We start from the raw sequence: 20,307 nt of genomic DNA on the forward strand, positions 1-20,307 counted from the left end.
CCACATAAAAAAAGAGCACACATCATTTAATCGATGCATGCCCCTCTTTTATTTATACATATTTTGTATCTCTTCTTTATTTTTAAGTATTTCCGAAAACTTATCGCTACAACCTTTCGGAAATAAAACTCCGAGTCCATATGAATGCCCAAACTGAAAATGAGGGTGTTTCACCTTGACCTCATCCCAAAACTTATACACACCGAAATCACCGTTTTTAACTTCAATATCATGAAATAATACAATACCGTTTTTCGCAACTTTAGGTAACCATGTTTTATAATCATGAGAAACAGCTTCATACGTATGATAGCCATCAATATGCAAAAGATTTATCGTTTCATCTTGAAACTGATCCAGAGCATCATCAAAAGTAGACCGAATTAAATTTCCTATATTCAGGTAGTTATCGCTCACCACTTTTTCTACTATTTGAAAAACCCCTTCTCCATATGGACCTGTATGCCCATCTCCAGCCCAAGTATCTACAGCAAAACATTTTGTGGCTAACCCACCATCTTTTACCCCCTGGCAAAAACTAAAAAAGGAAGCACCTAAATGCGTACCTAACTCAACTAAAGTTGCTGGTTCTTCAAATCTTACTAAATCATATGCGAAATCTAAATGCCCACTCCACGCAGATTGTGACCGAATAATAGGACTAAAATTTTCAAATTCAAACGATGGTTTATGAGTAACCCAGTTCATCGCGTATCTCCTTATACACATATTTTTAACAAACCAAATTACTCTTATCTTTATTTTTTGGGCGTCGCGATTATGATTATATTTCACAAAAAGATGAAGAATTACCCCATTCTTATTGGGGTAATTCTTCATATACATATGGATTTGCTGGCTTCTTAATCTTCTCTACTTTACTTATTTTCACAAGTGGAAATAGCATTCCTTAGAACCAGAAGCATTGAAAAACTTGGATGAACGATATGGAGATCAAATAACTGAACTTGTATTTATCGGCATCGATATGAATCGTTCTATTAACAGAAAAAGAAATGAAACAAGATTGAAATACATTTGTTGATCCTATTCCGGCTTTTACTTTCACTTCATAATAAAAAGGTTTCCGTAGCATGGAGCCTTTTTCACTTTGTAGTACTCTTATTTAACATATTTGCTTTAATAAGAAACACAATTGTACCTAAAACAATTAAGATAGCATATACGATACCAACTACATCACCTATTTTTTCTAAGCCAAACGGTAATAGTATAGTAGCAACTCCGACTATATAGGAAAACACACCTGAAAGCTTCGCTAATTTATTTTTATCTCCAACAAACGTTTCTGCTTGATATCCTGCCAACAAAAACAATTTCTTTTTCACATGTATTTGATACCCTAAAAAAATGATAAGTAATCCAACAAATAAACAAACCAAAAATCCTGCTAGCATATAACTCCCCCCTACAATATTTTACTATACACAAAAAAGATTATCGTTCTTAATAAAGTGAAACTTTAATCAGTGGGGGTTTTCCATCCTCCACTGATTATTAGCCCTCACCAATTGGGCATTTACGGGCAGCACGACTCTCGCCGAATTTCAAGGTGGGAGTCTTACTGCCCGTTAATGCGGGATAAACAATTTTATTTTTAATTAGAAATTTCAGTTTATTAATATTCCATTCTGTGATATATTGCATATTGTATCCAATATATATTTTTAAAAGGAGGACTTATATATTTTATGGATTCAAATCGTTTAAAAGGAATTATTATGGTTGTAATCGGTGCTTGTTTATGGGGCTTATCCGGAACAGCTACGCAACAACTATTTCAATATGAAAATGTTTCTACTGAATGGCTAGTTACAATCCGTTTACTTATATCCGGTGCTATTTTGCTCATTATGTCATCATTTGGAACGAACAAAAAAGAAATATTCGGCATCTGGAAAAAAAAGTCTGATGCAAATAAGATGATTTTGTTCGGTCTTTTAGGCATGCTTGCTGTACAGTACACGTACTTCGCTTCTATTAAAGAAGGAAACGCTGCTGTTGCAACTTTGTTACAATATTTAGCCCCTATATTTATCACTATATACTTACTGTTCAAATGGAACGTCCGTCCATCAAAAATTGATTTTATTTCAATTGCACTCTCATTATTAGGGACTTTCCTCTTACTAACAAACGGGTCTGTTCAAAACTTAGCTGTTTCCACACCAGCTATCATTTGGGGCATTTTATCTGGACTATCACTCGCATTTTATAGTTTGTATTCAAAAGAATTGTTAGAAAAGTGGTCTTCATCCGTTATCGTTGGATGGGGGATGATCATTGGGGGGATTGGCGTAACGATTTTACACTTTATTTCCACAAACGAATTCATTTTATTATCAACTATGAAATATGTAAAACTAAGTACCCTCCCGCTCATTACATTTGTCGTCATTTTCGGGACACTCATCGCATTTTATTTATACTTAGATAGCATAAGATACCTTACGCCTAAAGAAACAACATTATTTGGCTGTACAGAACCACTCGCAGCTATTATTTCTTCTGTGCTTATTTTGCACGTACCGTTTAGTTATTAGGTGCTTTTTGTGTAATTGTAATGGTGCTCATATTAGGCCAAAAACCGGATAAAGGAAAACCAAAATTAAAGCTTGTTAATACGAAAAAGAAACATATACAATGAAAGGATTGAATTCACTATGCCTGTCCCTCAAAATTATAAAAAACCAGGAAGAGTTTCAGCAAAGTCACTCGTTTTAAATCAACTGCAAGATTGGATTATAGAAGGTGTTTTACGACCTGATGAGAAAATAAATGATGGGGAATTGGCAGAAGCACTAGGAGTAAGCAGAACACCTGTTAGAGAAGCTTTACAAATTTTAGAGCTTTCTGGATTAGTTGAAATGGTACCTGGGCAAAAAACGAAAATCGCGCCTATTAAGTTAGACGACGTATCTATCATTTATGAGACTATAGCTGGTCTTCACTCAATTATAGGAAAGCAAGCACTTCAAAAAGTTACAGACGCTGATATTAAACTACTTTCCGAGATAAATGATGCTTTTCAACAATCTATACATGAAAAAGATTCAAAAAAAGCTTTAGAACTAGATATACGATTTCACAATACAATTACTTCTATTGCTAAAAACCGATATATTGAACCTTTTCTAGAAAATATGCAACTTCACATTTTACGCCTTGAATATTTATTTTTCCAAAAATTCGTGCCTGCAAGTCAATCTATTAAAGAACATCACTCTATAATTCAAGCACTACAAAAACAGGATGAAAAACGAATGGAACAAATGATGTCTCAAAACTGGCTCCGTCCAATGAAAGAAATACAAAAAATAATTTCTATGAAATAATAAAGCTGGTTACACAAAAGTGTAACCAGCTCCTTCTTTAATAATCTATATGCTATGCCTGAATATTTGCGTAATCTTCAATATGCTCGTACTCTTTTTCCAATTCCTCTAAAGACAGCTCGTATAATTGTCGGTCGCGAATCTTAAACACCCCTGCTCCAATTAACTCATCAATTAAATGTCTCTTACGATTTTCAACAGCAAAACGGAGTTGACTACTCATCTTTTAAAAAACTCCTTTCTACGATCATTGAAAATGATAATCTTTATCAATCACCACTTTTGATTATAAAAGATGATTCTTAATAAGTAAAGTAATCTTATGAAATATTTACCTTACAAAGTATTTGTGGCCACATTATATATATGTATGCCACGCGAAAAATGTTATGACACTTTTTCATACCCTTTTTCTTTCATACTTTGCAAGTTGTCTCATTATGGTTAAATTCACCTTCTATTTCAACTTGAATGGTGACATGTTCTACATGAAATTTCCCCTTTAATACATCCGTTGCTTCTTTCAATACGCTTTGCGTTTCATTACCTTCGATAATAAGATGACAAGTTAATACTTGAAAATCTGATGTTACAGACCATATATGTAAATCATGAACTTCTTTTACAATAGTAATATTTAATAATGTATTTTTCACCTCTTCAGCATCTATGTGCTGCGGTGCACCTTCCATTAATATATGAACTGTATCACGTGTTACACGCCATCCACTTATAATGACTAAAATAGACACAAGAATACTAGCAACCGCATCTGCAGCAGTCCATCCAAAAAATTTAATAAGTAACGCAGCAATAATCGCTCCAACTGAACCTAATAAATCGCCTAGTACATGTAAGAACGCACTTCTTAAATTTAAATTACCTTTCACATCTCCGCCTCTCATTAATATCCAAGCTGATACAATATTAATAAGCAGACCAAGCACAGCAATAATGAGCATTCCATTACTAGCGATTTCAACTGGTTCCTTAAAACGACGAATTGCTTCAATAAAAATATATACTGAAATGACAATAAGAACGACACCATTACATAATGCCGCTAACATTTCGACTCGCTTATACCCATATGTTTTCGCGGCCGTTTCCGTTTTTTCCCCAAGCTTGAACGCAAGTAAACTTAAAGCTAAGGATACTGCATCACTTAACATATGCCCTGCGTCAGACAATAGTGCTAAGCTATTTGTTACAAATCCGCCAATAACTTCAGCAATCATAAAGCTTGTTGTTAATAAGAAGGCAATTAATAACGCCTTTTTATTTTTTGAATGACCGTGATCATGTGAGTGTCCCATACAAATGCTCCTTTAAGTGTAATATCTGTATGTTAGTATGAAACACATTCCCTATCTTTATCCCCCATTAACGCCCGATAGTGAATGCTACTAATCCGTAGAAGATGAACAATACCCCACTGATTAAAGTTTCACTTTATCCCGCTTCCTCTGTATACAAACTTCGCTACTTTTCAAACAAGTCCTTTTTCTCAACTAAAAACAAGACTACTTCTTTTTTATTTTCATATTGTTTACTAATGAAAGAATTTTTAAGGGGGTTACAAAATTGAAACGACTATTTCTCTGCATGGAGCGTGAACTTGTTGTAGTAAAAGAACAATATGGTAACTATGAAACCACATATCATTTACAAAATATGCAACCTACCTGTATTGTGGTTGATCCATTCCAAACAAATCGTGTTTATTGCGGCACATTTGGACGAGGTTTATGGCTAAGTGACGATGGCGGGGATTCGTGGAGACCAATTGGAGATTCATATCGTTACTTTGATTTCCCTAAAGAGGATGGTATTTTACATTCTTCGATTACTTCCATTACGATAAGCCCTAATGAACAAGTTAACGGATATGGTGTCGTTTATGTAGGTACAGAGCCTAGTGCTTTATTCCGTTCAGAAAATGGTGGTGAAACGTGGACTGAACTTAAAAATATGAAATCATTATTATCTTCCTATACGTGGGCTTTTCCGCCTAGACCTTTTACCCATCACGTACGCTGGATTACAGTTGATCCAAACAATTCAAATACACTCCATGTTTCAATCGAAGCTGGTGCTGTTATTCAAAGTAATGATAAAGGGCATACATGGATTGATAAAAAATTCGGTGCTCCTATCGATGCTCATCAATTACTCATGCACCCTGAAGCCCCAAATCGCCTTTATGCATCATGTGGTGACGGATTTATGGGCGGACCTGATCGCGCATACCTTGAAAGTTATAATAGCGGAAACAGCTGGATCTCATGCAGTGAAGGACTTGAACATCATTATTTATACAGCATGGCTATCGATCCGGCTGATTGCGATACAATTCTCGTTTCTGCCGCACCAAGTGCCGACCTTGCTCATCACCGTATTCCTTATGAATCTTATATTTATCGGAAAACGAAAGATACTCCGTTCGAGCAAGTGCAGCAAGGACTACCATCTGCAATTGGTACAGTCATTTCGATGTTTGCTACAAATCCAGCAGAACCACATACGTTTTATACTTTAAATAATAATGGCGTCTTTCAATCCAATGATAGCGGCGAATCGTGGGAACAACTAAATATTCCGTGGAAAGATGAATATAAAACGCAGCATCCGCATGCGTTACTCGTTACTAATTCTTAACGAAAAAGAGACTGCCTAATGTTTTTAGGCAGTCTCTCTTTTATTTCTTTAAATCAATTACAATATCATCTAGAACAATATCTTTACTCTTCGCTTCTTTTTTCGGCACTTCAATTTTCTTCTCTTTTCCATTCACATATTCCACTCCACCATGATTTTCAGGTGTATGAACTCGCAAGTGTACACGAGGTGTAACGATAAGCTTTGTTGCATTTTCGTTCAACTTTTGGAATGTAGCACTCCAACTACTTTTATGCGGTTCTGCTACTGTACTACTTCCGCCATTTCCTTCACCAGCATAATGATTTCCTAAATCATCTTTTATTTCTAACTCAACATCCGCACTATCCCATATACTTCTTAATGCCTTAGATTCTTCTTGATTATAAAAAACGATAAATGACATCGGGGTTACTTCCATTTTGTCTATATTTACTTTTATTAATTCATTTTCAGAAACCCTATTAACCTTTACTTCCTTACTATCCATTGCTTTTAAACTAAGCGCGAAATTCCAATTCCCCTTTATTGCATTACCTTCATAATCCAACTCAATTGCCTCTATATCCCACCAAACATTTGCAACATCTAACCTTTCACTACCATGATCACTCATCGTAGTCATACCTACATATTTTCCCTCTCCAACTTTTGTAACGTTCGAACTACCTCCTCCGCCATTAAAGCCCATAACTTGCGGCCTTCCAAATGGGAACGGTTTCTCTCCTAAATCTTTTTCGCTCTCAATAGAATATGTGATTGTAATTGTTCTACCATCGAACACAGCATCATTAATTGTAACCTTAACCCCATTACTCTCTCTCGTCATATTCAACTCAGTCGAAAACTCTTTATAATTTTCATATAACCCTGTTTTACCATTATCTAAAAATCGGAATATATCACCTACTATAGGCAATCCTCTAGCATATGTAGGAAATCCGATACCGAGTGTTGCAACTGATAACCCTACTAAAATAGATGCAGCCGCTACACCCTTCTTCCAACTTTTCATCTTTTTCTTCGTACATATCGATTGTTTTACATTACGTTTTACTTTTTCTTTTTCAATTTCAGAAGCCTCAATTTCCTCAAATTCTTTTTCATCTATATCAATGTCATTTAATAGTTCATAAATGTCTTTCATATTGCACTACCTCCAAAACTAATATTCGTAGCATTTTGTTGTAGTTTCTTTTTTCCTCGGTACACACGATTATCAATCGCCGCTCGAGTTAATCCTAACTTGTCTCCTATTTCCTCTGTCTTCATACCGAGAAGATATTTCATAATGAACACTTTTTGATCTAACGGTTCTAATTGATTAATAAGCTTCAATAATTCTTCCCTATCTTCCATAACGATTAATTCGTCTTCCGCTGACTTTTCCGTACTAATATGAAACTCATCTGAAATGATTTCTACTTTTCTAGTCGCTTTCCGGTAATAATCAATTGCCTTAAACTTCGCAATCGCCGCAATCCATTTTTTAAAATCACTCGGCTCTCCATGAAATTTATTTGCGTTATTCCAAATGGAAAGAAATATATCATTTACACATTCCTCTATGAGTCCATCATTTTGAACTGGAAGAAGAACTTTATGCGTTATCCCTTTTATGAGTGGTAAGTATGTATCGACAACAAATTCTAACGCATCTTCTTTTTGCCGCTGTAATCTTTTAATAAAATTTTGCTCATTTGATTTCATGTAGCGATTCCCCTTATTTTTTTGTAAAAGCTTTTACACCCTATATAACGTCCAGAAAAAAGTTTTCTCTCATCTTTTTTATTATTTTTTGTATGTAATGGAATACTTTTCCTTAGCCATTATCTCACATAACTATGCATTCGAAGAAAATTTTCTCAAGTCTGCATGTTAATTCATGTAGTACACTATTTACATAACCACTCTTTAACTTGGTGTACATTTTATTTCATTAATATACTATTTAAAATTAGGAGATGAGATGTGTATGTGTGGAATTACAGGCTGGGTAGATTGGAAAGAAGACCTTTCAAATCAACATGTTATTTTAGAAAAGATGGCAAATAGTATTCAGCATCGTGGACCTGATGCTGAAGGGTTTTGGTTTTCACCTCGGGCGGCATTTGCACACCGTCGTTTAATTGTTATCGATCCTAAAGGAGGAACGCAGCCAAAAACATTTCGTGCTGGGGATTATACGTATGCTCTTACCTATAATGGTGAGATTTATAATTTCCGTGAGCTTAGAGAATTACTTCAAAAGCAAGGTCATACATTTGAAACACACTCAGATACAGAAGTGCTACTACATGCTTATTTAGAATGGCGAGAAGATTGCGTACAACATTTAAATGGAATTTTCTCTTTTGCTATATGGGATGATCAGAAGCAACAATTATTTTTAGCACGAGATCATTTAGGGGTAAAACCACTCTTTTATATAGAAAGAAATAACAGCATTATTTTCGGTTCTGAAATAAAAGCCCTATTAGCTCACCCATCTGTTCCTGCTGAACTTGATACGGATGGAATAAATGAAATATTTGGATTAGGCTTATTTCGAACTCCAGGTTGTGGCGTCTTTAAACATATTCAAGAAGTTCGTGCTGGACATTCTATAACGTTCACACGTGATAAAAAAATAGTTAAGAAGTATTGGAATTTAGAAAGTAAGATCCATACAGATTCTGTTGATGATACATCTTCACACATTTTATCTATTTTACAAGATACAGTAAAAAGACAATTAATTGCCGATGTTCCCCTCGTTTGTATGTTATCAGGCGGATTAGATTCTAGTGGTATTACTGCACTGGCAGGTAAAGAATTTGCAGAGGAACACAAAACACTCCACACGTATTCGATTGATTTTGTAAACAGCGCTAAAGATTTCGAACTTACATTTGCTCGCACTGGTCTAGATGCTCCTTGGGTAAAACGTGTTTCTGAGCACGTAGGGACGTCGCATCATGACATTATTGTCAATGCAGAAGAATTAGCAAATCACTTATTTGTTCCCCTTCATGCGAAAGATTTACCGAGTGCTGGTGAAATGGAAACTTCACTATATTTACTATTTTGCGAAATGAAAACAGACGCAACCGTGGCTTTATCTGGCGAATCTGCTGATGAAGTATTCGGTGGATATCCTTGGTTTCATCAAGAAGAACTATTATATGTAGATAAGTTTCCGTGGTTAACAAACTGGAAAAACACATCTTCTCTATTATTAAATGACGTAACGACTCAATGTAATCCTGAGCATTATATTAATAAACGATTCCATGAGGCTGCTCTTGAAGTTCCTACTCTTGAAGGTGAAAGTAAAAAAGAAGCGAAACAACGTCAAATGTTTTATTTATTTTTAACAAGATTCCTTCCCTTTTTACTCGACCGTAAAGATCGTATGAGTATGGCTGTAGGTTTTGAAGTTCGTGTACCGTTTTGTGATTATAGACTAGTCGAATATTTATGGAACGTACCTTTTAACGTCAAAAGTATTGATAATATTGAAAAAGGTATTTTACGTAGAGCACTGAAACCTGCTTTACCTGATGATGTACGAAATAGAAGAAAAAGCGCTTATCCTACTTCACAAGATCCACACTATTTACAAACAATCCGTAATTTAACACTTGATATGTGCAGCAATAAAAACAACCCTGTTTTCTCACTTATTAACCATTCCATCTTACTTGCAATTGCTGATCAAAGTAATAAAGTGGTTAACAATTTTGAAGCAAGAAGTGCTATGGAGTATATGCTACAAGTAAATGAATGGTTAAAAACGTATCATATTCATATTGCTTAACAAAAAAGAGTTCAAGGACAAAAAACCTTGAACTCCCTTTCATTTATTAATTGGCACATTGTCTATCTTCAGTATCGATGGACCATCCAATAATAGTGGCACAATCTCTACCTTTCCACTGAAGTACATTTGTTAATACCGGCTCAATCTGTAAACAAGTTCCGTCGTGTAATATTTCTACTAAAGATTGATCATCATCAAACTTTCGTTTATCACATTCTAAAATACCATCCGTTGCCATTACAATGTGATTCTGACCTTTTTCTAATCCCCTTATTCCTGATGTAAAGCAAGGGGTATTCGCCGCAAAAACATTTTTTCTTCCTATATATTCATAATTCTTACGCTTATTTAGCCTACCTTTTCCATTTTCCTTTTGCTCTGAATGGAATAAATACGCGAAGCAATCACCAACTGATAGCCAATATAAGAACTCGCCTTTTCGTAAACAAATTAAACATGCAAGTTCCTCATCATCTTGGTCACATTTCTCGATAAATAGCTCATCTGTAAATAACGCTAATAAATACATATGTGTATGATGAAAAGCTAAATGGATTGGATATGAAAATAACTCTTTTAACTTCTCTTTTCTTTCTGAAATTGCTTCTATTATATGATGTATATTTTTCGTTTTGTGATGTGTATCAAAAATCATAACAAATTCAAATTCTAATTTCGGATCCCACCAAGCTAGCACTGCATCTCCTCTTTCATATGCATCACTCTCTTGATTTCCTCCATATACGCCGACTGAAAGAGGACCACATTTTTCAACATGTATTTGATCTACATACATCTTTTCATGACTAATCCATTTAAATGTATTCACAGCTATCATCCTCTCTCTTGCTAAATGTATACCTTTACACATAGATTACCTTATATTTCAATAAAAATAAACTTTTTCAACATTTTTAATGAAAATAAAAGGATTTTATTTCTGAATCAGCGAATATATCTTACTATACGATATAAAAATAGGAGGATTTATCATTATGAAAGACATTAATCAACATTGGGAAAGTATTTATTATCACTTACGATATGAATATGAAGACAACCTTTCTCACCAAGCTATTCGTATTTTACAAATCGTTTCTCGTGAGAAAGATATAACAATTGGAAAAGTTGCTACTGAGCTTAGTCTCTCTCATAACACAGCATCTGAACACGTAAAGCGCCTTATTCAAAAAGGATTTATTATAAAAGAAAGAAACAAGCACGATGAAAGGGTTGTAAACCTTACTTTAACGAAAGAAGGCATTGAAGTATTAGAAAAGCATACTTTACTAGATAAAGAAAAGATAAAAATATTAGAATCACAGTTATCAAAAGAAGAGCAACAACTAATAGCAAAAGCCTTTTCGTTATTAGCTAAGGAGGCAAAATATGCATTTCCTCGTTAAAGTAATCGTTTCGGCACTTATTATCGGCGTTATTACTGAAGTCGCTAAACATTATAGTACGATAGGCGGCTTTATTGCTGCCCTTCCACTCGTTAGTTTACTAAGCCTATTTTGGATTTCTTTCGAAGGTGGGAGTAAACAAGAATTAAGTCAATTCGCTTTAGGCGTATTATATGGATTTCCTGCATCCGCACTACTATTATTTATTGTTTATATCGGTTTAAAGAACTCCTTTTCACTTAGTACATCTATACTCTTCGGCATATGTGCCTGGTGTATCGTCTTTACTTGCCAAAAAGTATTTCAAGCTTAGGGGGAATTACTATTAATAGATCAATAGAGATATTTGGACAAACTGTAGAAGTATATATAAGAGGTAACAGTAAACAAACTGTAGTCATTCAAACAGGAATGAGTTGCTCATTTTATGATTGGCTTCCTATTATAGAAAAGCTTTCACAAAAATTTACAGTCATTTCATATCATCGCCCAGGTTACGGAAAAAGTGAGCTAGGAACTAATCGACGTACAACAATGCAAGTTGTAAAAGAACTACATATGTTACTACATGAACTAGATATTTATGAGCCAATCATTTTAATCGGTCATTCCTATGGAGGTTTATGCGCACAACATTTTGCGATATTACATGCGAATCAAATTGAAGCACTTATTTTAGTTGATTCTACTTCCATGAACTTACACCGATTAGATGAGCTTCATTTACCAGTTTCAGATCAAACTGATTCTGATGATATTTGGCTACACAAATATCATACTTACTCCAACATGGATGCAGACGCACTTTATACTGAACTAAAACCTATGCTCGTCAATACAACAAAACAGCATATCAAATTTTCTACATCTCCTTCATTATATAAAGCGATAGCTTCTGAACTGTCCGAGTGGAAAAATTGTGCTCGCTCAATAAAAAAACAACATAAAACATTAAAAATACCATTAATCGTTATCGGTAGAGATCCTCAATATTCTATTGCTCAATTGATTGAGGGCGGTATGCCAAAAGAAGAAGCTACACAACTTGAAGATATGTGGCAAGAACTTATTCGTGAACAATTAAATCTCTCAATAAACAGCCAATACATTTTGGCTGAAGGTGCTGGTCACGGTATAGAAAATGATTGCCCAGATACTATCATTGAAACCATTCACTCATTGTAAATAAAAAAAGGAAGCAACTAAAGCTGCTTCCTTACTTATCTATTCATAGTCTTCTTCGTTATCATCAACTTCTTCATAATACGAACTCCCATTGCTTACATATATAGGACCATTCGCAACATCAATACGTAATACCCATGCCCATGGCACAGCTAAACGTTTATGTATTGCTCTCCAAAAGTTCATTGATTTTCTTTCGTACTCCTGGAACTCCTGAAGTAACTCTTTATAGGAGGAACCGTCTAACTGAATATTTGCTTCTAATAAACGAGAATGGGCATAGTACTGTAACTCTAGTTCAGCAGCAATCTCCATTTCTTCTTCCGTTGCCATACCTATAATTGCTCCATCTGCTGGTGCGATTTCATATACGTTGTGAACTTCAATAAGCCCTTCTTTCTCTTTCTCAAACATGTAAACAGCCTCCTTTAACAAATATTTTTTTATGTTACAAAGTCATACTTCTACAATACTTTCTCTCTTTCCTCTTTTTTTGATAAACTTTTACAAATTATTAATCTGATAACCCGTTTTCTCTATTCTTTCAGCAGAAATGAAACGATTATTATCAAAAGTTAATTTGTACACATCAGGCATATGAAGTGTTTTCCAAAACTGAAAATCATATTTCGAATCAAAATAATTCATTATTAATACCATAATATTCCCATGAGTACCTATTACAATATTCTTCCCTTTATATTTCCCCATTATATTTTGCATACATAATACAGCACGCCTTTGCGCTACATCACTTGATTCCCCGCCTTCGTATGCAAAAGTCCAGTCTTCCCACACCTTCTGAATAGCGTCATAAAAATCTTCTACTGGCTCTTTACTTAATAACCTTTCTCGTAAATCTTCTTCCAGTTGTATTGATAGTTTATTGGCATTCGCAATTCCTTCAACGGTCTGCATCGCTCTTTCGTATGGGCTAGAAATAACAACATCAACCTTCTCATCTTTTAACAAGCTTGTTATGTTTTGTGCATCTAACCAACCCTTCTCAGATAAGGGGCGTTCCCTTTCTTCCTTTGTATATGTAGAGTGAGCGTGGCGAACGAAATATATTGTAGTCATTTGTTCCTCTTCCTTTCTTAGTTTCAATCTATATTCAATGGAGTAAATAGGAAATCCTGTATCAGTAAAAGAAAAGGACGCTTTCAAATAAGCGCCCGTTGTTTACATAATAAGATTATTTCATTATAATTTTATTATGAATTCTTCATCTGTTATAGCATCTCGAATGAAGTAATCTATATTATTTCTAAGCTTTTGGTATGTAATTTGATTATCTATATTATTAAACATTATTACACCCTCAGCCTTATTTCCCTTTTTATCTGTAGTATACAAACTTTTTGTCAATACGAATGCGGTAGAACCACCTTTTTGACCAGCATATTCGAATTTACTATTTTGAACTGTTCCTTTAAAAACATTCTCCATTTCATCTTGCATTGATTTTGAAAAATAATTTCTACTATTTATCTTTTCCATTAAACTCAAATAATCTTTAGCATTTGCACTCACTAATCTATCTGACCAAATACGTTGGAATTCCATATCTATTTTTAATGGGATATCTCGCTTTTTCCATTCTTCTTCATCTTTCATCCATTCATGTATTTGTAACACATGTTTATTATACTCATCATTAGACATGTTACGTATCATTTCTAACGATTGATCCTCTGACTCATGAAGCTCTTTTTCTACGTATCCTCTCATATATAGTGAAGCAGTATACGAAGAGAACGTATCATGACTAGTAAGCTCTAACTCTTTTATACTTTCATTTACCCTATCTATCCCAAGTTTCTCTAATAAATATGTTGTATTTGCATTAGAACTATAATGAATCATCCCTTTGGAAACTTCTTCTAAAGTGATTTGTTCATTTTTCACTAACTCTCTAGCTTTGGCATCTTCTAACCATGCAGGATGCGCTCCACCATCAGGATCTTTAACGTAGTATTTTTCTAGTTCTTTCAATGAAATTTGTTCATCGCGGCGGATTTTTCCTTCTGACACTTGTTTAGCAAACTCAACTGCTATTACGATTTTTGCCATACTTGCTAATGGTAATTTTTTATTTTCATTTACAGATGTTACTACTTCACCATTTTTTCTAATAAGTAATGAACATGTTTCATCACCTTTATGTTCTTTTATGTAGTTTAATACATAATCAGGATCTTCTTTTGACAAATAATATTTCATAACTGCAAAGAAAGCTATAACAACTACTATAATAACTCCCGCGATTATCCCTATAATCTTTAATATATTCACAATGTGCCTCCTCTAACAAATTGCCTTCTATATATTAATTATACCGAAATAAATTACAATTTTATACAAAACAGAATAACTCTTCCTAAAAAAGAAAAAGTTATTCTATTTCACATGAAGTTATTTGTCCATTTAACGTAACTACTATATTTAAATCATCAATCTGTTTATCACTTTTTAGACGATTTGATGTGGGCGGCCCAATTACAACTGATTCTTTAATTGGCGAAAGATCAATTGCTAGCTTCTCTGCACTTACACCGTAAGCAGCTTGAAATACTTCTGGAGGCGTTAATCTAAGTACATCCGATCCTTCTGCTGTTTCAAACTGATCATTATTGAAGAATAAATGTAATTGTACTTCTTCTGTTACTGCTGTGATCCAGTGCCACCATCCCATTGGAATAAAGACAGTTTGCCCCGCTTTTAAATGATAATTTTGCAATTGATTCGTTTCAGGATTTAATATAGAAGTAACGGCTTCCCCAGAGACAACAACATCTAACTCCCAAGCATTCGGATGCCAATGTGGTTCTCGCATATGCCCCTTCGTCATAAATAAATCAACAAATGCTCCTCCAATCATCGCCGGTAACTGTGTTGACGTTACTTCATACGCAACATTTTTCTCGTCTCTTTTAAAAAAGACATTTTTTCTTGAATCAAAGAAAAGATTTGGCGTTCCTGAGCTTTTCTTTAAATTTTTATTATCTGTAACATAACCTGAATTACTCATTTTATCCCTCTTTCCCGCTCCGAACATTCTGTACTTAACGATGTATCGTATGGGGAAAATAGATGATATGTGCCTATTCAGCACATAATAAAAAAACATGCTTTCATAAAGAGAGCATGTTTTGTGATATTCTTCACATTGTTTAGTTAAAAAATAAATTTTTTACTTACCATGATGTAACATTAAATCACTAAGTTCTTCTTCAATGTGATTTAATTTCGCAACTCCTTCTTTCCATTTATGAATATAACGTGAAATCCCTACGAAAAATAAAATAATAATTGTGGAAAGAATAATACCATACACGATAGCTACAGTACTCATAGTTACACTTCCTTGTAATTAGTTATATTTTTATTATAAACCTTTTTCTTTTAAAATACTTCGATTTCAACTTTTTGTAACAAAATTGATTTTTCTAACAAATAAATAAAAAGACTTTATATTTTTATCCTACCAAATATCACCTTATATTCTTTAAACATCTCCATTTGTTAAAAAACGTTCGAAAAAGGAAAATTTTTCACAAAATATACAAAACTTCACCATATGTACTATTACCATATGGGTTATATTATTTAATAGTGTAAAGGGGATGATACAATATGACGACTTGGTTTATTGTACTGTTAGTTGTATTTGGGGCATTTAAAATTATCGTTTCTAGTCTTCCAAACTCCGTTATTGAATCAATTATTAGCCGATATGAAACACATCCGCAACTTGATGAAGAGAATGTGACTGTTACAATCAATGGAAATAGCTTAGAAGGCGAAAAGAAATCTCAAATTATTAATGATTTTAATGAAGGTTTATTTTTAGATCGCTATTATGCACCACCACAAAATGAGAGCACTCCATTAATTATTAATGCAATACGTGGCAAAAAAGATTTTACATTTTATATTTATAGTCATGAAGAGCATGTTGATGTTGTCAAACAACATAAAAAGAAAGTGATCGCTTATAGTTTACGCTCTAAAAACCTTCAAAATAATGATATGTTCGTGTCAGCAGATTTAGCTTAATGCTCATATATTAGAAAAAGGAATCCATAGACATATGGATTCCTTTTGTCATACTCACCGAAAAATAAGCTCTGTCTTCAAACTATCTTTCGGTAACAACCAACCTTTTTTCTCTATACTCGCCATTAATAATTCTCTTTGTTTTGCCGCAATACTTTCTTCATTTGTTTTAAATGACACTTCTATTACGAAGTCGTCTTCTATTTTCCCTGTATCACTTAGTTGCCAAATTTCAATATTCGTTTTTATATTTTCAAATTTACCTGTATAGCGCTTCATTAATACAGGACCGTAAATATGAGAATCGTTGAGCATTTCTTCTCCCCAATTCGTATACAGCCATTTGTTCATTTTCCCTGGTAATTTCTCTATTAACATGTTTTGAGCATCCCGTTCATTTGGTAAATCAAGTATCCCATATCCTTTAGCACTGTAACTTTTCTTATTTGAAATACTTAATGTTTTCTTCTCAAATCCCCAATCTATTTCTGCCTCATAGTTATCAGTTTTACTATCAAATCCATCCTTCTTAGCTACTTCTAATGCATCTTGAATTATACCATTTTGAATCGGGTATCTCTTTTTATATGTTAGCTCAAAATCTTTACTAAATTCTTTCTTTCGAATTCTAGCAAACCAACCTTCATTACTTAAATTTTTATTCGCCGTATCTAAAAATTGCACTTGTATTCTTTCATAATTTGTACCTGCCTGGAAATGTTCTAGTACCTCTTGCTTTATCTCTTTGTTATAACCTAATACTTGTTCTGGCTTTAATAATAACTTCACTTCAAAACTAGGTTTCATTGGACTAGCAGCAAACCCTTCCTTAACGTTATAAAGGAAACAACAAAAGAAAATGCTTACGAATACAAATACTTTTTTCATATACCTATCCCCTTTACATTTTAAATTACTTCTATACGTTCCATTGCAAGTGAATATATATTTTCATATCCTGCTGTACTTAGCTTTTGTTGTAATCGATCCGTATCCTCTTTAAGAGCGTGCACTAACACCGTATGTTCTGGTAATAATGTATTTAACATTTCCTTAACATCACTTATACTTTGATGAACTTTATACGGAACTCGATTCACCCTACATGTATTCCTTACATGCTCTTTCATAACTTTTTCTGCAAAACTCCCTTTAGCAATATGTCCTGTAAAAATAATGGAATTCCGTTCTTCATGCCGAAGTTGTTCATAGTATAACTGTGCTCTTTTCGTTTGCATATTCGCATCACTCATTACAACTATTCCGTAACTATTTTGCATACTAATGTCATTATCCATAACTATTATGTTTCTTTTCAAACTCTCCATAATCCATTGAAGTTCTTCATTATTTTTTATCCAATCTTTATATATGAACATCTCTTCAAATCCAGCCAAAATTTCTTTATCTACTATAAGCGGAAATTCTTTATATCGTTCATATAAATACAATACTATATCTTGCGCCCTACCAAGTTGCGGCAGCGGTAGTAATGCTATTCCTTTATTTTGCATAACTCGTTCAATTTCTGTACATAGATCGTCTAATCTTTCATTTTGCGAAACATCATCAGTGTGGTAAGCGGCATCTACAATTGCAATTTTTATATCGCTTCGCAAATTTCCAGGTAAATTAGCTCGTAGTATATTAGATTCTGCTGAATAATCACCAGAATAAAATACGTATGTATTACACATATCCACTAAAAACCAAACAGCTCCTAATACATGCCCACTATACCCCCATTGAAACCGCAACGTTGGTGTAATCTGTATCCATTCATTTGGATTACTAATCTCATCAATACATACATAATTTAAATCTTTAATATTTTGGTCGTTATAAGGTAAATCCCACCCTTTTGAAAGATTGCAGTTTCTCCATTTTTCAAAATAAGCTGGCAGTTGCTCCTTCGTATAACGAGTCGTCCAAATTTTTTTCTTATATCCATACTTCGTCAATAAAGGTAATCCCATCGTATGATCTTCATGAATATGTGATAAAAATACCGCATCCAAAAATGTAACTATTTCTCTTTCTATTTTTGGATAACTCTCCTCATAGGATCGATTAATACCACAATCAAATACTATTTTCATCTCTTTATTTTTTACAAAATAGCAGGAACGACCGTATTCTCCCGCTCCTCCCCATACTTCCATCCTCATCATGCTACCCCTTTTCGTTTTTGCTCCATATGTTGCAGAAGTAATAAGCACATTGTTGTAAGCCCAACAGAAACAACGGCCATCGCCATTCCTATAGATACTTCCCCTTGTTCAAATTGAGCAAAAATAAACGTTGCTGACGTTTCTACTGATGGAGGTAGTACGAGAAGCGATGCTACTAACTCTCTTATCGAAATCGTAAATGTCATCGCCCATCCAGCAAGAATGCCTGGGATAATAAGAGGCAATATTATTTTTCTAAAAATATAAATATAATTTCCAGAAAAAATACTCCCTGCCTGTACAAGAGAATCATCAATTTGTCCGAGCGATGCTTTTACATACTGCACCGTATAAGGTAAAAAAAGAACAACATACGTTACTATAACCATGACAGGCGTATTGTAAATTGATATAGGTATATATGGTGAATTCCAAAATAAAATAAGCCCTACAACCATCACTATTCCTGGTACCATATTCGGTAACATACCGCACATATCAAGCCATTTTTCAGAGGACTTTTTCCCCTTTCGAATCATAAGTGCCAAAAAGACCCCAACAATTACAGCAACAATCGCTGTTACGAGTGAAAAAAGAAAACTGTTCCATAAAGCTTCTAATCCTGGAGAACCTATTGTAAACAATGCTTCATAATGGCTTGTTGTAAAGTTATTTAAATGTAAGCCACCGCCTCTTAATTTTGACAAAGAAGCAATAAGTATAGAAAAGTATGGGATTCCAATTGCTACTATTAGTAAAGCAATTACATAAACCCATGCTATAAAACGTGTAAATGTAGACAAAGTATATCTTTTAGATTTCACACCTTTTCCACTAACCATTGCATATGAGTACTTTCGATTCAATACATTTTGCATATACCAAATGAGCATACACGCACTAAGTAATAAAGAAGATAATGCTGTTGCACTACTAAAATCAATCGGCCAACTCGAAATAAATTTATGAATCTCAGATGTTAACACATGGAAACCAATTCTACGTCCAAATGTAGCTGGTGTTCCAAATTCTGCAATCGTCTTTACGAAAATAAGTAAAGCACCCATTACATAACTTGATAATAATAACGGTAATATTATTTTTCTTAAACGATAGAAGAATCCACCCCCATGAACTGCTGCAGCTTCTTCTTTACTACTCCCAATCTGAAGTAACGTGTTCTTTAACATGAAATAAAGGAATGGGAATAAATGCAGACTCATAATTAGAACCATACCTCCTAAACTAAAAAACGAAGATGAAATCGTCTTTAGCATCGGAAAAAATTGTTCAAAATAGCCGTTAGGTTGCATGAACAAAATCCAGCCCATCGATCCAATATACGGCGGCGTCATAAATGGAATCATAAAAATAATATCTAACTTACTATACTTTCCTACATCTGTTTTGCTCATAATGAATGCCAATGGAAATGCAAATATTGTAGCTCCTATTACAACGAGTACACCTAGAAGCATCGAATTTAGAAAAATCCCAGCTAATCCACCACTCTTCATGACTTCAAAAGGCTTTAAAAAATTCCAATTGCTATTTTCATATACACTAGAAAATAAAATGAGAAAAAGCGGAATGACGATTAACATCACCACAAGTAACAATGCTACTGTCATTCCAACTTGTCTTACTGATACGAATCGATTTACCATGTA

22 protein-coding genes and 3 pseudogenes are annotated in these 20,307 nt (G+C 34.0%); 9 read left to right on the forward strand and 16 right to left on the reverse strand.

Features of this window, described 5'->3' with window-relative positions; genetic code table 11:
• Window positions 1–48 precede the first annotated feature (48 nt).
• Complete coding sequence (locus ACE38F_RS19340; RefSeq protein WP_375369714.1) at window positions 49–708, reverse strand: class I SAM-dependent methyltransferase; 660 nt, start codon at window positions 706–708, stop codon at window positions 49–51.
• A 205-nt stretch (window positions 709–913) separates the two neighbouring features.
• Here ACE38F_RS19340 and ACE38F_RS19345 point away from each other — a divergent pair.
• Window positions 914–1,031: pseudogene (locus ACE38F_RS19345) on the forward strand (GTP-binding protein); the annotation flags it as partial.
• A 75-nt stretch (window positions 1,032–1,106) separates the two neighbouring features.
• Here the strand turns inward: ACE38F_RS19345 and ACE38F_RS19350 are convergent.
• Window positions 1,107–1,418, reverse strand: a complete 312-nt coding sequence (locus ACE38F_RS19350; RefSeq protein ID WP_375369715.1) for a DUF3784 domain-containing protein — start codon at window positions 1,416–1,418, stop codon at window positions 1,107–1,109.
• Window positions 1,419–1,712: 294 nt separating this feature from the next.
• Here ACE38F_RS19350 and ACE38F_RS19355 point away from each other — a divergent pair.
• Window positions 1,713–2,668: pseudogene (locus ACE38F_RS19355) on the forward strand (DMT family transporter).
• A 16-nt stretch (window positions 2,669–2,684) separates the two neighbouring features.
• Entirely contained in the window at window positions 2,685–3,356 is a 672-nt protein-coding gene (locus ACE38F_RS19360; protein ID WP_375369716.1) for a GntR family transcriptional regulator, read from the forward strand.
• 52 nt (window positions 3,357–3,408) lie between these two features.
• Here ACE38F_RS19360 and fbpA read toward each other — a convergent pair whose 3' ends face one another.
• Window positions 3,409–3,579, reverse strand: coding sequence for a Fur-regulated basic protein FbpA (gene fbpA / locus ACE38F_RS19365; protein ID WP_002012091.1), 171 nt, complete (start codon window positions 3,577–3,579; stop codon window positions 3,409–3,411).
• Between the two features lie 193 nt (window positions 3,580–3,772).
• Window positions 3,773–4,672: a cation diffusion facilitator family transporter gene (locus tag ACE38F_RS19370; protein WP_375369717.1), complete on the reverse strand. Its 900-nt coding sequence runs from the start codon at window positions 4,670–4,672 to the stop codon at window positions 3,773–3,775.
• Window positions 4,673–4,940: 268 nt separating this feature from the next.
• Here ACE38F_RS19370 and ACE38F_RS19375 point away from each other — a divergent pair, with 268 nt between their 5' ends.
• Window positions 4,941–6,014: a beta propeller repeat protein gene (locus tag ACE38F_RS19375; RefSeq protein ID WP_215555895.1), complete on the forward strand. Its 1,074-nt coding sequence runs from the start codon at window positions 4,941–4,943 to the stop codon at window positions 6,012–6,014.
• 40 nt (window positions 6,015–6,054) lie between these two features.
• On the opposite strand, the gene ACE38F_RS19380 is transcribed toward ACE38F_RS19375, so the two are convergent.
• Window positions 6,055–7,161 carry a DUF4179 domain-containing protein gene (locus tag ACE38F_RS19380; RefSeq protein ID WP_215555894.1) on the reverse strand — a complete coding sequence of 369 codons (1,107 nt, stop codon included), beginning with the start codon at window positions 7,159–7,161 and terminating at the stop codon, window positions 6,055–6,057.
• Window positions 7,158–7,724: a sigma-70 family RNA polymerase sigma factor gene (locus tag ACE38F_RS19385; RefSeq protein ID WP_215555893.1), complete on the reverse strand. Its 567-nt coding sequence runs from the start codon at window positions 7,722–7,724 to the stop codon at window positions 7,158–7,160. The genes ACE38F_RS19380 and ACE38F_RS19385 overlap by 4 nt, the downstream gene beginning before the upstream one ends.
• A 265-nt stretch (window positions 7,725–7,989) precedes the next feature.
• Between ACE38F_RS19385 and asnB the strand changes: the two genes are divergently transcribed.
• Window positions 7,990–9,813, forward strand: a complete 1,824-nt coding sequence (gene asnB, locus ACE38F_RS19390; RefSeq protein WP_375369718.1) for an asparagine synthase (glutamine-hydrolyzing) — start codon at window positions 7,990–7,992, stop codon at window positions 9,811–9,813.
• Window positions 9,814–9,859: 46 nt separating this feature from the next.
• Here asnB and ACE38F_RS19395 read toward each other — a convergent pair whose 3' ends face one another.
• Window positions 9,860–10,687, reverse strand: a complete 828-nt coding sequence (locus ACE38F_RS19395; protein ID WP_215555891.1) for a protein phosphatase 2C domain-containing protein — start codon at window positions 10,685–10,687, stop codon at window positions 9,860–9,862.
• Between the two features lie 124 nt (window positions 10,688–10,811).
• Between ACE38F_RS19395 and ACE38F_RS19400 the strand changes: the two genes are divergently transcribed.
• From ACE38F_RS19400 to ACE38F_RS19410, 3 genes are read left to right on the forward strand one after another with little or no spacing between them, the layout of a single operon-like run.
• The gene (locus ACE38F_RS19400) at window positions 10,812–11,222 is read left to right on the forward strand and encodes a MarR family winged helix-turn-helix transcriptional regulator (RefSeq protein ID WP_375369719.1); all 411 of its coding nucleotides are present in this window, start codon (window positions 10,812–10,814) and stop codon (window positions 11,220–11,222) included.
• Entirely contained in the window at window positions 11,206–11,535 is a 330-nt protein-coding gene (locus ACE38F_RS19405; protein WP_002086410.1) for a DUF3147 family protein, read from the forward strand. The genes ACE38F_RS19400 and ACE38F_RS19405 overlap by 17 nt, the downstream gene beginning before the upstream one ends.
• The gene (locus tag ACE38F_RS19410) at window positions 11,487–12,407 is read left to right on the forward strand and encodes an alpha/beta fold hydrolase (RefSeq protein WP_375369720.1); all 921 of its coding nucleotides are present in this window, start codon (window positions 11,487–11,489) and stop codon (window positions 12,405–12,407) included. Before ACE38F_RS19405 ends, ACE38F_RS19410 begins: the two co-directional genes overlap by 49 nt.
• A gap of 39 nt (window positions 12,408–12,446) precedes the next feature.
• On the opposite strand, the gene ACE38F_RS19415 is transcribed toward ACE38F_RS19410, so the two are convergent.
• The 6 genes and pseudogenes from ACE38F_RS19415 to ACE38F_RS19440 form a co-directional block, all read right to left on the reverse strand.
• Entirely contained in the window at window positions 12,447–12,821 is a 375-nt protein-coding gene (locus ACE38F_RS19415) for a hypothetical protein (RefSeq protein WP_215555888.1), read from the reverse strand.
• A gap of 90 nt (window positions 12,822–12,911) precedes the next feature.
• Window positions 12,912–13,487 (reverse strand): histidine phosphatase family protein, encoded by a 576-nt coding sequence (locus ACE38F_RS19420; RefSeq protein ID WP_375369721.1) that lies wholly within the window; start codon window positions 13,485–13,487, stop codon window positions 12,912–12,914.
• A gap of 123 nt (window positions 13,488–13,610) precedes the next feature.
• Entirely contained in the window at window positions 13,611–14,702 is a 1,092-nt protein-coding gene (locus ACE38F_RS19425) for a serine hydrolase (protein ID WP_375369722.1), read from the reverse strand.
• 100 nt (window positions 14,703–14,802) lie between these two features.
• On the reverse strand, window positions 14,803–15,438 hold the full coding sequence (locus tag ACE38F_RS19430; protein WP_215555885.1) for a cupin domain-containing protein: 636 nt from the start codon (window positions 15,436–15,438) through the stop codon (window positions 14,803–14,805).
• A 162-nt stretch (window positions 15,439–15,600) separates the two neighbouring features.
• Window positions 15,601–15,762, reverse strand: coding sequence for a hypothetical protein (locus ACE38F_RS19435; protein ID WP_002011945.1), 162 nt, complete (start codon window positions 15,760–15,762; stop codon window positions 15,601–15,603).
• 50 nt (window positions 15,763–15,812) lie between these two features.
• Window positions 15,813–16,002, reverse strand: a pseudogene (locus tag ACE38F_RS19440) (hypothetical protein).
• 41 nt (window positions 16,003–16,043) lie between these two features.
• Between ACE38F_RS19440 and ACE38F_RS19445 the strand changes: the two are divergent.
• Entirely contained in the window at window positions 16,044–16,466 is a 423-nt protein-coding gene (locus ACE38F_RS19445) for a YfmQ family protein (RefSeq protein ID WP_375369723.1), read from the forward strand.
• A 54-nt stretch (window positions 16,467–16,520) separates the two neighbouring features.
• On the opposite strand, the gene ACE38F_RS19450 is transcribed toward ACE38F_RS19445, so the two are convergent.
• From ACE38F_RS19450 to ACE38F_RS19460, 3 genes are read right to left on the reverse strand one after another with little or no spacing between them, the layout of a single operon-like run.
• Complete coding sequence (locus tag ACE38F_RS19450; protein ID WP_375369724.1) at window positions 16,521–17,354, reverse strand: hypothetical protein; 834 nt, start codon at window positions 17,352–17,354, stop codon at window positions 16,521–16,523.
• Between the two features lie 20 nt (window positions 17,355–17,374).
• A complete protein-coding gene (locus tag ACE38F_RS19455; RefSeq protein WP_375369725.1) occupies window positions 17,375–18,637 on the reverse strand; it encodes an MBL fold metallo-hydrolase in 1,263 nt (420 codons plus the stop codon).
• A complete protein-coding gene (locus ACE38F_RS19460) occupies window positions 18,634–20,304 on the reverse strand; it encodes an ABC transporter permease (RefSeq protein WP_375369726.1) in 1,671 nt (556 codons plus the stop codon). Before ACE38F_RS19460 ends, ACE38F_RS19455 begins: the two co-directional genes overlap by 4 nt.
• Window positions 20,305–20,307: the final 3 nt, after the last annotated feature.

The organism is Bacillus altaicus (assembly GCF_042136375.2).
GTDB lineage: Bacteria > Bacillota > Bacilli > Bacillales > Bacillaceae_G > Bacillus_A > Bacillus_A cereus_U.